The organism is Mesorhizobium sp. P160219 (assembly GCF_057786095.1).
In genome coordinates this window covers 4,074,515-4,088,127 of record NZ_JBYNWG010000001.1, presented here as the reverse complement: position 1 = coordinate 4,088,127, position 13,613 = coordinate 4,074,515, and the positions used below count along the sequence as shown (strand labels likewise).

The window sequence follows — 13,613 nt, the reverse complement described above, 5'->3', positions numbered from 1 at the left end:
TTAGGGCCGCGTAACCTCAAACAAGGGCATCGATATGGCTGATCTCGACGTTGGCGACGTTGCGCCGCAATTCGATCTTCCGCGCGACGGCGGCGGCTCGATCAGCCTTGCCTCGATGCGGGGGAAGCCCGTTGTACTTTATTTCTATCCGCAGGACGACACCACAAGTTGTACCAATGAGGCGATCAGCTTTTCGCAGCTGAAGCCGGAGTTCGAAAAGGCCGGCGCCGTGGTGATCGGCCTGTCGCCGGACAGCGTGAAGAAGCACGACAAGTTCAAAACCAAATACGATCTCACCGTCGGCCTGGTTGCCGACGAGGAGCGCAAGGTGATCGAGGCTTACAATCTGTGGGTCGAAAAGACGATGTATGGCCGCAACTATATGGGCGTCGAGCGGGCGACGTTCCTGATCGGCAAGGACGGGCGGATCGCCGGGATCTGGCGCAAGGTCCGGGTGAAAGGCCATGCCGAAGCAGTGCTGGAGGCGGTGCGCGCGCTTTGAGGCGCCACCGATCTGGCCAACGCCGCGCAGTGCATTAGGGGCATAAGACATAAATGCGGTTGGCTGACACCGTTGGTCACTAGCGCGCCCGCGACGGCAAAACTTTGTTAACCCTAATAATGTGTAATCGGGCTTCGTTGGTGTCGTAACGAAAGCTTGGTCCCGTGAACCTAACCGGTCAGTCAGCGGTCTTCGGCAGGCGCAAGGAGCCGCATACGGTCATCATTGCGCGGGGCAATGAAATACGGCATTTCACCATCCGGCCGTGGCTCGTCGCCTTTCTCGGCTCGGCACTGGCGGCGATCGCCATCGGCTATCTCTTGGCGACCTCCTATCTCGTACTGCGCGACGATCTGATCGGCGCCACCACGGCCCGGCAGGCGCGCATGCAGCAGGCCTATGAAGATCGCATTTCCGCATTGCGCGCGCAGGTCGACCGCATCACCAGCCGCCAGCTTCTCGACCAAAAACTGATGGAAACCAAGGTCAGCGAATTGATCGAGCGGCAGAGCCAGCTCAGCCAGCGCCATGGCCGCCTCGGCCCGATTCTCGAGCGGGCCGAAAACGAAGTCGGGACGCTGCCAACCGCTGATGCCGCAGCGACAACAAAACCCGACGAACATGCCGAACTGACTGGCGGCGAGCCACTCGCCTATTCGGTCGCCAGCCTTGGTTCGGGCGACACCAGGCCATTCTCGCTGTGGTCGACACGTTCCGATCCGCTGCCCAGCGAAACGGCTGCGGACCGTGCCGACAAATTGTTCGTCTCGATCAATGATTCACTGAAGGCTATCGAAAGCCAGCAACTCACCCGCATCGAAACCCTGGCCGACAACGCCTACAAGAACGCCGATGCCATCACCCAGGCGCTGGAAGCGGCCGGTCTGCCGGTCGACAGTGATTTCGGCAAAAACGAAAGCGATGTCGGCGGACCGCTGATCCCGCTTGACAGCTCGATGATGTTCGACAGCAAGGTCAAGGAACTGGACGAGGCGCTGGATACGCTCGACCAGTTGAAGAAAGAGGCGCGGCGGCTGCCGCTCGCCAACCCGGCGCCGGGCCACTCCGTCACCAGCCCGTTCGGCGTGCGCACTGACCCCATCCTCGGCACCGCTGCCCTGCACTCGGGCATGGATTTCCGCGCGCCGGTCGGCATGGCAGCCAAGGTCACGGCGGCCGGAATCGTTACCAAGGCCGGCTGGAACGGCGGCTATGGCCGCATGGTCGAGGTCGATCACGGCAACGGCTTTGCCACGCGCTACGGCCATCTGAGCGAGATCGACGTTGCCGTCGGCCAAAAACTCGCAGCCGGCGACATCATTGGCAAAACCGGCAGCAGCGGCCGTTCGACCGGCCCGCACCTGCACTACGAAGTCCGCCACAATGGCGAGGCCATCGACCCGCTGCGCTTCCTGACCGTCGGCAAGAAGGTTGAGCAGTATCTGTAGGGTCAAGCCAGGCTGGTTGCTGCCCAACTTCGCCGCGCCCTGCCCGCTGGTTCCGCGATCCAGGGTCGCACCAAGCGCGGACCCGTGCCGACAAAACTGTCCCTGGGCTGAGGCAGATGCACGGCCACTGCGAAGCCCATCGAGCCATGGGCGTCATGGCCGCAGGCATGCATCACCTTATCGCCACATTGCGATTGACGGCCTCCCGGAGCCGACAATATCGACGGCCAGGCCGTAGCGGGCGACGTCGCGGATGTCTGATATCCCCTGCCCGGCCAGCATCGGCCTGAGATAAGCTCCCGTCCCAATCTTGCGGTTCGATAATTCGGGATGGCGGTGCAGATGACGGCGGATCTCGACCATCCGATCGAGAATTCCGGCATCGATGCGGGGGCGCGGCACCGCCCGGTGCTGCCGACCGGTCAGGATTTGACATGGATGTCTCGCGGGAATTTGGTCAGCGTCTCATGGCCGGTCTCGGTCACCAGAATGGTCTCGCTGATCTCGATGCCCCAGCCATCCATCCACATGCCAAGAATGGAGTGCAGGACGTTGCCGGGTTGCAGCGCGGTCTTGTCGCCGGGCCGCAGGCTGATCGTGTGCTCGCCCCAATCCGGGGGATAAGCGACGCCGATGGAGTAGCCGATGCGCGATTCCTTCTTCAGCCCGTAGCGCTGGATAACCTTGCGCCATGCGGCCTCGACCGCTTCGGCTGTGGTCCCCGGCCTGACCGCGTCGAGCACCGCATCCATGCCTTCGATCACCGCCTTTGCGGTGTCGGCGACACGGGCCGGCGTCTTGCCGAGCTGCATCGTTCGGGCGAGCCCTGCGGCATAGCGGCGGCAGACGCCGGCGAGTTCGAGCGCAATCGTTTCGTCCTTGCCGAACCTCCGGTCGCTCCACATGATGTGCGGAGCCGATGCATTCTCGCCGCCGAGGATCGTCGGCGGAAGTGCCGTGATGTCGCCGGCGAAGTCTGGACTGCCGGCAATCTGCGCCGCCTGGATCGCGGCAATCGCATCGCATTCGCGCACGCCTAGCGCGATGACTTCGAAGGCCCGCGCGACAGCTGCTTCAGCCAAGGTAGACGCCTTGCGCAGGTAGGCGATTTCCGGCGCGGATTTCACGGCGCGGATCCAGTTCACCAGCAGATCGGCGTCGTGCCATTTCGCATTGGGCAGGCCAGCGACCAGCCGGGCATGCGCCTTCGGCGAGAAATAATAGGCTTCGAGCTCGATGCCGATATGTCTCGCGCCCCAGCCCTTGGCGACGATCCAGGCCGCCATCCAGTCCATCGGATGGCGATCGGCTCGCTGCACGTGGTCTTCGGGGAAGCCGACCACATTCTCCGGCTTCATCCAGGCCGTCAGCAAGCCGCCTGCCGCATCCATGGCGCGGCCGATCCAGACCGGCTCGGCCTCGTCTTCGATCGGGACCAGCACGATCTGCGGCGTGTAGAACGACCAGCCGTCATAGCCGGTGATGTAATGCTGGTTGGCGACATCGTTGACGACCAGCAGTTCCAGCCCACGCGCCGCCATCTCGGCGCGGATCTTCTTGAGCCGCCGCTGGTACTCATCGCGCGCAAAAGGCAATTCGATCATCGGTTTTCCTGCTGGATTGTTGGCCGGCGAGCCCCGCGCCCGCCTGACGTCATTCACCATTGCGGTGGTTTCAGCCCGGCTGCAATCGGCCAGCGCGACGAATGGGACAGGTCCTGCACCGCGCCAGGGAACCGTCGCGACTTATTTTTGAATTCCATTTGACTGAATAAATTGCCTGTGCAAGTCTTGGCCTTCCTAAGGGGCGCGGGACATGGCACTGCGGGGGACCAATCAGGAGTTCGGGCGGCCTTACAACCGGCGCATCGTGCTGGAGTCCATCCGCCTTCACGGTCCCATAGCTCGCGGCGACATTGCCAGCCGGGTCGGCCTCACCGTCCAGACCGTATCGACCATCGTTCGCGAACTCGAAGAGCATGGCTATGTGCTGTCGCTGCGCGAAGAGCCGCGCGGACGCGGGTTGCCGCCGGCGACGCTCAGGATCAACCCCGAGGGCGGCTATGCCGTCGGCGTCCACCTCACCCCGCTGGGGATCGACGCGGCGCTCATCAATCTCAGCGGCGATGTCATCGAGAGCATGCATCGCGAGGCGCCGCATGCGACGCCCGACCATGCCTTCGAGCTGATCGGCGCGATGGTGCCCGAGCTGACCGCGCTGCGGCCCGGCGGACGCGTGCTCGGCATCGGCATGGCGCTGCCTGGACCGTTCGGCGTGGAGTCGATGAGCTTCGTCGGCCCGACGACCATGGCCGGCTGGAAGGATGTCGCGCTGCCGGAACGGCTGGCCGCGTCGACCGGGCTGCCGGCCTTCTTCGAAACCGACATGGCCGCGGCGGCCATGGGCGAACGGCTTTACGGTCTCGGCTCCGGTTATTCCGAATACTACTACCTCTATTTCGGCGTCGGCCTCGGCGGCGTCATCGTGCATGACGGCGCGGTGATGCGCGGCGCCTGGGGCAATGCCGGCGAAATCGGACACATCCCTGCCGTTCCGGGCGGCGAGCCTTGCCCATGCGGCAACAGCGGCTGCCTCGAACGGTATCTCTCGCTCGAAGCACGTCGCCGCCGCAACATCAGCGACGCCGCCTGGGTGGCCGAGATCGTACCGATCTTCCGCAACGCCATCGTCACCATCGAGAATGTGTTCGACCCCGAAACCGTCATCCTCGGCGGGCTTGCCCCCACCGACCTGCTCGAAAAGCTGGTCGGCGCGGCGGGACAGCTTCCCAATTCGGTCTCGGCGCGGCGCGACCGCAAGACACCGCGCGTGACGGTGGCGACCGGCGGCAAGCATTCGGTGCTGCGGGGCGCTGCCGCATTGGCCGTTTCGGGCGTGCTTTCGCCGCGCTTCGGCCAGATGTTCATTGCCGAGCGCGAGCGCCGGCCAGACCTCATGCACAGCAAGGGAGTGGCGGCATGACCGAACCGCTGCTGGTACTCGAAAACGTCACCAAGAATTACGGCGCCATCCATGCGCTGAGGGGCATCAGCTTCTCGATCGGCAAGGGCGAAGTCGTGGCGCTGCTCGGTGACAACGGCGCCGGCAAGTCGACGCTGGTCAAGATCATCGCCGGCGGCCTCGAACCGAGTTCCGGCCGCATGCTGTTCGAGGGCAAGGAGTTTCTGGCGAAGACGCCGGCCGAGGCCAAGGCTGCCGGCATCGAGACCGTCTACCAGGACCTGTCGCTCTGCACCAATGTCGACGTCGTCGCCAACTTCTTCATGGGCCGCGAGATCACCCGCAAGGTGCTCGGTGTCCCCATCCTTGACGAGCGCGCCATGGAGGCCGTGGTCGGCAAGGCGCTGGCAAGTGCCGGCACCCGCATTCCGTCGCTGCGCACCAATGTCGAGCATCTCTCGGGCGGCCAACGCCAGGCCATCGAGCTCAACCGCTTCGTGCACTGGGGCGGCAAGCTGGTGCTGCTTGACGAGCCGTTCGCGGCACTCGGCGTCGAGCAGACCAGGCGCGGTCTCGAGATGATCCGCCAGGTGGCCAACCAGGGCATCGGCGTCGTCATCATCACCCACATCATGCAACAGGCTTTCCAGGTCGCCGACCGGATCGTGGTGATCCGGCAAGGCGTCGTGGCCGGCGATGTCGCACGCAACAAAACAAGTCCCGATGCGGTGATCAACATGATCACCGGTGAGACGCTTGCCGGTGCCGGACCGGCAGGCTGAGGGACAAAAGAGGGGTCCGGTATAAAAGAGGAGCGAACGACATGAAGCGAATACTGGTTCTTGTCTTCGGTATCCTGGCACTGGCTCTTGCCTCGCTCACGCCGGCAATGTCCCAGACCAAGGGCACCGTCTATTATATGGTCCCGACCCTGCTCGATGAATTCCAGACCGGCTCGGTGAGCGCGCTGGAGCTGTTCCTCAAGCAGGTCGACTATGAGGTGAAAACACTCAACGCCGACAACAAGACCGACGCGCAGCAATCGCAGATGAACGACGTCATTGCGCTGAAGCCGGCGGCGATCATCCTGGCCGCCGTCGATTTCAACGCGCTGAAGCCGTCCATCGAAGCGGCGCGTGCGGCCGGCATCCCGGTGGTCGAATTCGACCGCCAGATCACCTCGACCCCGTCCGATTTCACCTCGGTGGCGGGCACGGTCGAGATCGGCTACGTCGCCGCCGAGCAGGCGCAAAAGCTTCTGACCGCCAAGAACGGTTCGGTGAAGGGCAAGATCCTGCAGGTGCTCGGCGATCCCGGCGATCCCTACACGCTCGACATCCAGAAGGGTTTCGAGGAGAAGTTGAAGGCGTTTCCTGACGTCAAGATCATCTCGCTGCCGGCCATGCAATGGGAAGCCAGCAACGCCGGCACGATCGTTGCCGACCAGATGCTCGCCAACCCCGACATCGACCTGATCTTCAGCCATGCCGCGCACCTGTCGGTCGCAGCCGTCGCCTCGCTCGAGGCCGCCGGCAAGAAGCCGGGCGACGTCATGCTGATGAGCTCGAACGGCGCTCCGGTCGGTCTCGACCTGATCCGCAAGGGCTGGCTCAATGTCGAAGTCGAGCAGCCGCTCTACGCGCAGGCCGCGGCCGTGGCGATGTTCATGGACAAGATCGCCGGCAAGCAGGAAATCAAGCCTGGCGAGTATGACGTGCTCGGCTTGAAGTCGACCGTGACCAAGGAGAGCTGGGGCCCCAACATCAAGATCCCGGGCGCCGCCATCACCAAGGAAAACGTCGACAATCCGGCCTTCTGGGGCAACCAGAAGCCGCCGACGGACACGATCAAGTCTGTCGAATAGTCGCCTAGCGAAGCGCTCCGGGCCATTGCGGCCCGGAGCCTGCCCATTCACGACGCCGCGTTGCAGGACACCGTGGCGAACCTAAACCCGCGCCTGAACCCGATGAAATCGAGTTGATTTCTCAGCCTGATTTTCTCGGGGGCGCCAACCGGATCAGCCCATGAACCCGCGCAGCCGCAAAGCCCTGGAGTTCGTCCTCGACAACCTCGTCTGGTTCATGCTGATCTTTGTGCTGGTTGTCTTTTCCGTCTTCGTCCCCAACTATTTCCAGCTCGGCATCTTCGCCAACATCATCGAGGCCTCGAGCGTTCTCGGCGTGATGTCGATCGGCCTGTCGCTGGTCATCATTGCCGGCCATATGGACCTGTCGGTGGAATCGGTGGCCGCACTCAGCGCCATGGCGGTCGGCATCCTGTTCTGCTCATCGGGCATCGGCATGGGCATACAGCTCAATCCGCAATGGCTGATGGTTCCGGTTTCGCTGCTGGTTGCGCTGGCCGTCGGCGGCCTCATCGGCGCCTTCAACGGCTATCTCGTGGTCAAGGTGAAGATGAGCGCCTTTATCATTACGCTGGCGTCCTACATCTGGGTGCGCGGCCTGGTGCTGGTGATTTCCGGCGGCCGCTCGGCACAGGATCTGGCGCCGGCCATCCGCTGGTTCGGCATCCAGCGAATGGCCGGCCTGCCGCTGACCGCCTGGATCGCGGTCGCCTGTTTCGTCCTGTTCTCGCTGATCATGGCCAAAACGCCGTTCGGCCGCCACCTCGTGATGATCGGCGGCAACGAGACCGCGACCTTCCGCGCCGGCATCCGCGTCAACCGCAATCTGATCATCGCCTTCGTACTTGCCGGCGCCATTGCCGGCCTCGCCGGCTGGCTGCTCGCCATCCGCACCTCGGGCGCCACCGCCAATCTCGGCACCGGGCTGTTGTTCAACGCCTTTGCCGCGGTCGTCATCGGCGGCGTCAGCCTGAAAGGCGGTGTCGGCACCTTGCCCGGCGTCTATGCCGGCGTGCTGCTGCTCTCCTCCATCAACACGGCAATCAACCTGATGGGCCTGCCGGCCAATTTCACCCAGGTGATCCATGGCCTGCTGGTGCTCGCCGCCGTGCTGCTCGACGCCTTCAAGCAAACCATTCGCCAAAGACTCGCATGACAGGACAGCTCACATGACCGGACGGCTGCAAGACAAGGTCGCGCTTATCGTCGGCAGCGCGCGCGGCATCGGCAAGGGCATTGCGCTGCGCTTTGCCGAGGAAGGCGCAAGGCTGGTCCTGGCCGACAGCGAGGCCGAAGCCGGCCAGGCGACCGCGGACGAGCTCGGCGCGGATTTCATTCGCACCGACATCTCGCAAATGGCCGATGCAGAAGCTGCGGTGGCGCTGGCGCTGAGCCGCCATGGCCGCCTCGACATCGTCGTGCAGAATGCCGGCATCTATCCCTGGCAGCTGATCGAAAACACCAGCCCGGACGACTGGGACCGGGTGATGGCGGTCAATCTGCGCGGCACGTTCAACGCCACGCTGGCGGCGCTGGCGCCGATGAAGGTGCAAGGTTACGGGCGCATGCTCTACACCTCGTCGATCACCGGTCCGCACGTCACCAGCCCCGGCCACGGCCACTATGCCGCCAGCAAGGCCGGCATCAACGGCTTCATCCGCTCGGCGGCGCTGGAATTTTCGGGCTACGGCATCACCGTCAACGGCGTCGAGCCCGGCAACATCCTGACCGAAGCGATCGAGCTGCATCGCGGCGCCGCCTACATCAAGAACATGGAGGATTCGATCCCGCTCGGACGCCTCGGCAGTCCGCGCGACGTCGCCAACGCCTTCCTGTTCCTCGCCTCCGACGATGCCAGCTACATCACCGGCACCACCATCGTCGTCGACGGCGGCCAGTTGCTGCCCGAAGGCAAGGATTTCCGGCTGCTGCCGCCGTGATCAGCCGGATTTCTTGTACAGCAGCAACTCAGGCCGGTACTCGAAGTGCATGGTGTCGTAGTGATACCAGCGCCCGCCCCAGATGAAGCCGTTTTTCTCGAACAATTCCACGATTTCCAGCGGAATCCGGTTCTTGAAGGGAATGTGGGCCTTCGGGTTGGTTTTGTTCCTGTTGTTGTACCAATAGTCGGAGAAGCCGACATTGATATCGAAGGCCGCTCCGAACGAGTGAACGCTCAACCGGTCGGTGCCGGCGATCGGCCGCCAGACAAAGCCGCCGCCGGGCTTGAGCCCGTAACGGCTCAGCTCCGCGGGCATCGCCTCAAGCGCAGCGGAGACCTTGCCCAGCCGGTCGTTGATGCCGAAAATCCTGGTGACCTGCACGGTCTTCTTGCCGAGCTTCGGCAACCATTTGACGTTGGCGATGTGCTTGCCCACCTCGGCGGCACTTGCCCCGTAAAGCTTCTCGAAGAAAGGTTCGTTGCGGATGCGGCCGGGGTCGAAATCCTCCGCCGGGACCGGGGCGCCCTCCGCTGCTCCGGGATAGACGTAGCGAAACATGTCTTCGATGTCAGGGCTCTCCAGCAGCGCGTCGGCGTCGCGCGCCTTGCCGTCGTTCCACACCATGGTGGTGCCGTCGGTCCAGGTCAGGACATTGCCCGAAATGGTGAAAAGGCCGGGATAGGCCTTGAGCAAGGCTGCCTTGGCGGCGGGCTGGTCGACGCCGTCGCCCACATTCCCCGCATAGGCGAAGCGCCCAATACCAGAGATTGCCAATGCCAATAGCAGCTGTAACATCAGCCGCCGTGGATGGTCGATCATTGTGCTGCCTCCGCGAGGGCTTTCATTCATCGTGCATTTAACAAGGCAGCTGTACCATGCTGGTCGAATCGAACGGGAGACAAAATCATGTCAAAAACCTTCACTGCTTTGATCCGGATGACGTTTACATTCATTTGCCTGGTCGGCCTGGCCTCGTCAGTTTCTATCCTTTTCCCCGCCACCGCGTCGGCCCAGCGCATGCAGAAATGCGCCGATGAAGGCGGCACGTGCCGCCTGCCCTACCCCTCGGAAGTGGTCTACGGCGCGCGCGGCCAGACCACCTCCCGCTTCTTCGATCGTCGTTCCGTGCCTTGCTCGAATCGCGTCTTCGGCGACCCGGCGCCCGGCCGCGACAAGGCCTGCTATATTGCGAGGCGCGATAGCGGTAATGATTATGGTGACAACGACGACGACAATTACGGCAATGATGACAATTACGGCGATAATGATTACGGCCAGGGCCGCGGCAGATGGGTGGCCTGCGCCTCGGAGGGGCGGTTCTGCGAGTTCCGTGGCCGCAAAGTGGTGAGATACGGGGCGCGTGGCCAGTACGTCCAGGGCGTATTCAGGAACGGCGTCACATGCAGCGTCGACGCCTTTGGCGAGGATCCCATCCGCCGCGTGAAGAAGAACTGCTACGTCAAGCGATAGGTTGCACTGGGAAAGAAGTGCGGGTGCGGCTCATTGCGGCCGCGCCCGGCATTCGAGATATGGTCGGCCGGGATATGGTGGGCGATGACGGGCTCGAACCGCCGACATCTTCGGTGTAAACGAACACGACTGACTACCTTGCGTTCCTCGCGCCCACCCTCTCACACTGTTTTTACTTGATATTTTAATGCTGCGCTACCTTGTGGCCCCCGCTGTTTACCGAGATACTAGTAGCTAGTTTGTAGCTAGGGACGCTCATGGCGATCACGAAGACGGACGTAGACACAATCGCCGCAAACTCAGTCCTTTGGGATTCGGGTAGGGGAAGCGTTGTCGGTTTCGGCGTTCGTAAGCAGCGCCGCGATGCGGTATTCGTGATCAAGTACTCGATCAACAGCCGCCAGCGCTGGTACACGATCGGACGGTTTGGATCCCCCTGGACCGTCGACCAGGCGCGTCTTGAAGCCAAAAGGTTCTTTGGCCTGGTCGCGTCGGGAATCGATCCTGGTCAAACCAAACGCAATGCCAAAGACGAGACGCCGGTACTCTCGGTTTCTGATCTTTGCGACCGCTATATGGAAGTGGCAACCGCGGGAGCCATTCTGACAAGGTTTAACAGACCCAAGAAGGGCTCTACGCTGCAAATCGATATTGGCCGCATCGAGCGACACATCAAGCCGCTGATCGGCACTACGGCGGTCACGGAGGTCGATGCCAAGGTCGTTAAGCGCCTTATCCAAGACGTAACCCTGGGCAAGTCGGCAACCGACGTCAAAACAAAAGCAAGAGGTCGCGCACGGGTTACCGGAGGCGCAGCCGCCGCAGCCCGTGTGGCTGACCTGTTGTCAGGAATAATGACCTGGGCCGTCGACGAAGCCATCGTTGACAAAAACCCAGTTCATGGCGTCCGACGGTTTCGAAGCGAGGCAAAACAGCGCTTTCTTAGCTATGATGAGTTGGCAGCGTTGGGAGCCATGCTCCGCAAAGGTAAAGACCAGACCGACAAAGCCTTTCATCCCTATGCCCTGGCGATCATCGAGCTTCTCTGCGTGACAGGCTGCCGATCAAGCGAGATTACCAAACTCGTTTGGTCCGAGTTCGACCGCGACCAGCACTGCCTCCGTCTCTCTGACACGAAATCAGGATACAGCTTGCGCGCCATCGGAAGTCAGGCGTCGGACTTAATTTGCAAGCAAGCGGTCATTGAATCGTCCCCGTTTGTATTCCCTGGCGCCAAGGGCATTTCAAACTACCAGGGATTGAACAAGGAAGCCCCGCGCTTCTTCGCGTCTGCAGGGCTGACGGGGGTGACATGCCATGTCCTCCGTCACACATTCGCTTCGGTCGCGTCAGGATTGGGCTATTCCGATTCGACGATTGCCGGATTGTTGGGTCACAAAGGTCGAGGGGTAACTTCTCGATACATCCATCGACCAGACGCAGCGCTAGCATCGGCTGCAGAAGCCGTTGCAACGGAAATTTCCGAAAAAATGAAAATTGAAATTAAGCGCTGACGCGGTTTGTGCGCACGTGCGGAAACGCGTTTTTGGACAATTCACAGGATTCGATTTTTCGCTCGTAAAGACCGCTGTTTGTCGCATGATCGGAAATGCGCTGCACGAATTTTGAAGCGGTGCATAATATGTCATCAACAAAATTTCGCATCGAGAGATTGCGAGCAATTGCGTGCTGACGCACCTCTCGCAGATGATGGGCGCGAATTTCCGCGCGACGATTTTCGCCGCCGTAAAGACCGCCGTTTCCGCCTCCATGAAATGAATCGCACAATGTGAACCCGCGCGCGGAGTTTAGCGGATAACGAAAATTTGGAGCGCGCGATTCCGCAACAACTGGAATCGCCTGCGTTTATCCGCGCGCGAACTTCTTCGCGTGACGTCGACCATTTTTCGCCGCCGTAAAGACGGCCGTTTTCAACGGATCGAAAATCAATCGCGCGCACTTCGAAGCGCGCGGAATTTAGCAAACAATGAAAACTGAAATCCAAATTTGATGCACGCGATTCCGCAATGACCCGCGTCATGTGCATTTATGCGCGCCGAATTTCTGCGCGTGATTTCGACGATTTTCGCCGCCGTAAAGGACGTGTGCACTCGAACAAAGGAGTACACGTTGTGCAGCAACCTCAATTTAAAAAAGCTGAAATCGACGCAGCTGAAAATGCGTTGTCCGATCGCCTGATTGACGAGAAAACACTAGCAGTTCGCTGGGGCGTTTCAACGAGGACGCTACAGAACAAACGCGTCGCCGGAAATGGAATTCCATTTCTGAAAATCAGCTCATCAGTGAGATATCGCATGAGCGATGTGATCGCATTCGAGAACGCCGCAACGCGTTTATCGACATCAGACTCTTCGGACGCAAATTGATCAGCATCACATCAGGTAATGTCGGTCACTGAGCTGCACACACGCGTCCGCACTGCAAGGCGCAATTCGCTTCAGCGATAGCTCAGTCCGACAGCAATTCGACCCGTCGTAAATGATCACATCGAACGACATTCGCTCGTTCGGCGATCTCCAACTTTTGTCCAACAGTCACCAACATTAACGAAAGGAAACTGCCGTGAAATCACGTCAGAAGGTAATCCGTCTCGCGCCGATCAACGCGGAAACAAACTTCGCAAGGTCCATCTTGCGGACCTCAAAAAATGCTCGCGATGACGGCATCCAAAAGCTCGGCAAGCGTTTGCGAAAACAGGACGGCGTCGCAAATGTGCTGGTCAAGATTCGGTCAGAGTTCAACCCACTCTCGCTTGCATATCATGACCACGTCAGGGGATCGACGGTTGCCGTTTACGCGGCCTCACGATTCCTCGTCGAGGACAAATCGTCATGGGTTGAGTTTTGTCGGCACCCCGAGTGGCAAGACTGGAAGCGACTCGCACCACGTGCAAGTCACCCAGAAGACGCACTGCGCGCCGCCGCAAGGATCGCTGTTGGATTTGGCAGCAAACGGGCAACTAGACGGGCCAGCCGCCTCTACCGGCTTCTGGAGCCGTTTTTCGCCCGCAATGCCTCCCTGCGAAAAGTTGCGTCCATCATCAATGACGGCGGCTTAAAGCGCTTAGCAGAGGCTGGCGCGACGTTGAAAAATGGAAAAAAGGGAGCGCCGAAATCAGCAAAGACTCCGCACTGCCGGTTTGACCTGAAGAACCAGAAGATGGCGAAGAAAATCGCGGCAATGACCCCAGGCACAAAATTTAGGTTGTCGGCTAAGGTGAAAAAAGCAAAAAGCGGCGCGATCGAAATTGGTATTTACGACATCAAAGCGACATAAGTTATTGTAATACACTAATTACATAACATGAATAATTCACGTAATAATAGCTATATGTGTCACAATAACTATAGATATTTAGTTATATGTTCATATAGCTATTATTTTTTTGTAAGGTACCTGCAATG

General features: G+C 60.8%; 14 protein-coding genes. 11 read left to right on the top strand and 3 right to left on the bottom strand.

Annotated elements, in window-relative coordinates:
• Positions 1 to 34 precede the first annotated feature (34 nt).
• Together AC3EMP_RS19715 and AC3EMP_RS19710 are read left to right on the top strand one after the other, a co-directional pair.
• Positions 35 to 502, top strand: a complete 468-nt coding sequence (locus AC3EMP_RS19715; protein ID WP_023669136.1) for a peroxiredoxin — start codon at positions 35 to 37, stop codon at positions 500 to 502.
• A gap of 164 nt (positions 503 to 666) precedes the next feature.
• Positions 667 to 1,950: a M23 family metallopeptidase gene (locus AC3EMP_RS19710; RefSeq protein ID WP_023708648.1), complete on the top strand. Its 1,284-nt coding sequence runs from the start codon at positions 667 to 669 to the stop codon at positions 1,948 to 1,950.
• A gap of 177 nt (positions 1,951 to 2,127) precedes the next feature.
• Here AC3EMP_RS19710 and AC3EMP_RS19705 read toward each other — a convergent pair whose 3' ends face one another.
• Both AC3EMP_RS19705 and AC3EMP_RS19700 read right to left on the bottom strand, forming a co-directional pair.
• Positions 2,128 to 2,352, bottom strand: a complete 225-nt coding sequence (locus AC3EMP_RS19705; RefSeq protein WP_023700870.1) for a hypothetical protein — start codon at positions 2,350 to 2,352, stop codon at positions 2,128 to 2,130.
• Between the two features lie 20 nt (positions 2,353 to 2,372).
• A complete protein-coding gene (locus AC3EMP_RS19700; RefSeq protein WP_352712463.1) occupies positions 2,373 to 3,554 on the bottom strand; it encodes a M24 family metallopeptidase in 1,182 nt (393 codons plus the stop codon).
• A gap of 211 nt (positions 3,555 to 3,765) precedes the next feature.
• Between AC3EMP_RS19700 and AC3EMP_RS19695 the strand changes: the two genes are divergently transcribed.
• The 5 genes from AC3EMP_RS19695 (at position 3,766) to AC3EMP_RS19675 (ending at position 8,715) form a co-directional block, all read left to right on the top strand.
• The gene (locus AC3EMP_RS19695) at positions 3,766 to 4,932 is read left to right on the top strand and encodes an ROK family transcriptional regulator (RefSeq protein WP_023754365.1); all 1,167 of its coding nucleotides are present in this window, start codon (positions 3,766 to 3,768) and stop codon (positions 4,930 to 4,932) included.
• Positions 4,929 to 5,693: an ATP-binding cassette domain-containing protein gene (locus tag AC3EMP_RS19690; protein WP_023669142.1), complete on the top strand. Its 765-nt coding sequence runs from the start codon at positions 4,929 to 4,931 to the stop codon at positions 5,691 to 5,693. The genes AC3EMP_RS19695 and AC3EMP_RS19690 overlap by 4 nt, the downstream gene beginning before the upstream one ends.
• 41 nt (positions 5,694 to 5,734) lie before the next feature.
• On the top strand, positions 5,735 to 6,775 hold the full coding sequence (locus AC3EMP_RS19685) for a sugar ABC transporter substrate-binding protein (protein WP_352712464.1): 1,041 nt from the start codon (positions 5,735 to 5,737) through the stop codon (positions 6,773 to 6,775).
• A 160-nt stretch (positions 6,776 to 6,935) separates the two neighbouring features.
• Complete coding sequence (locus AC3EMP_RS19680; RefSeq protein ID WP_023690226.1) at positions 6,936 to 7,931, top strand: ABC transporter permease; 996 nt, start codon at positions 6,936 to 6,938, stop codon at positions 7,929 to 7,931.
• A 13-nt stretch (positions 7,932 to 7,944) separates the two neighbouring features.
• A complete protein-coding gene (locus AC3EMP_RS19675; protein ID WP_023690227.1) occupies positions 7,945 to 8,715 on the top strand; it encodes an SDR family oxidoreductase in 771 nt (256 codons plus the stop codon).
• On the opposite strand, the gene AC3EMP_RS19670 is transcribed toward AC3EMP_RS19675, so the two are convergent.
• On the bottom strand, positions 8,716 to 9,537 hold the full coding sequence (locus AC3EMP_RS19670; RefSeq protein WP_352712465.1) for a M15 family metallopeptidase: 822 nt from the start codon (positions 9,535 to 9,537) through the stop codon (positions 8,716 to 8,718).
• An 87-nt stretch (positions 9,538 to 9,624) separates the two neighbouring features.
• On the opposite strand from AC3EMP_RS19670, the gene AC3EMP_RS19665 reads away from it, so the two are divergent.
• The 4 genes from AC3EMP_RS19665 to AC3EMP_RS19650 all read left to right on the top strand — a co-directional run bounded on the left by AC3EMP_RS19665 (position 9,625) and on the right by AC3EMP_RS19650 (position 13,485).
• Positions 9,625 to 10,188, top strand: a complete 564-nt coding sequence (locus AC3EMP_RS19665; protein WP_031203220.1) for a hypothetical protein — start codon at positions 9,625 to 9,627, stop codon at positions 10,186 to 10,188.
• 257 nt (positions 10,189 to 10,445) lie between these two features.
• The gene (locus AC3EMP_RS19660; RefSeq protein ID WP_352712466.1) at positions 10,446 to 11,702 is read left to right on the top strand and encodes a tyrosine-type recombinase/integrase; all 1,257 of its coding nucleotides are present in this window, start codon (positions 10,446 to 10,448) and stop codon (positions 11,700 to 11,702) included.
• 513 nt (positions 11,703 to 12,215) lie between these two features.
• A complete protein-coding gene (locus tag AC3EMP_RS19655) occupies positions 12,216 to 12,575 on the top strand; it encodes a hypothetical protein (RefSeq protein ID WP_352712467.1) in 360 nt (119 codons plus the stop codon).
• A 196-nt stretch (positions 12,576 to 12,771) separates the two neighbouring features.
• Complete coding sequence (locus AC3EMP_RS19650) at positions 12,772 to 13,485, top strand: hypothetical protein (protein ID WP_352712468.1); 714 nt, start codon at positions 12,772 to 12,774, stop codon at positions 13,483 to 13,485.
• Positions 13,486 to 13,613: the final 128 nt, after the last annotated feature.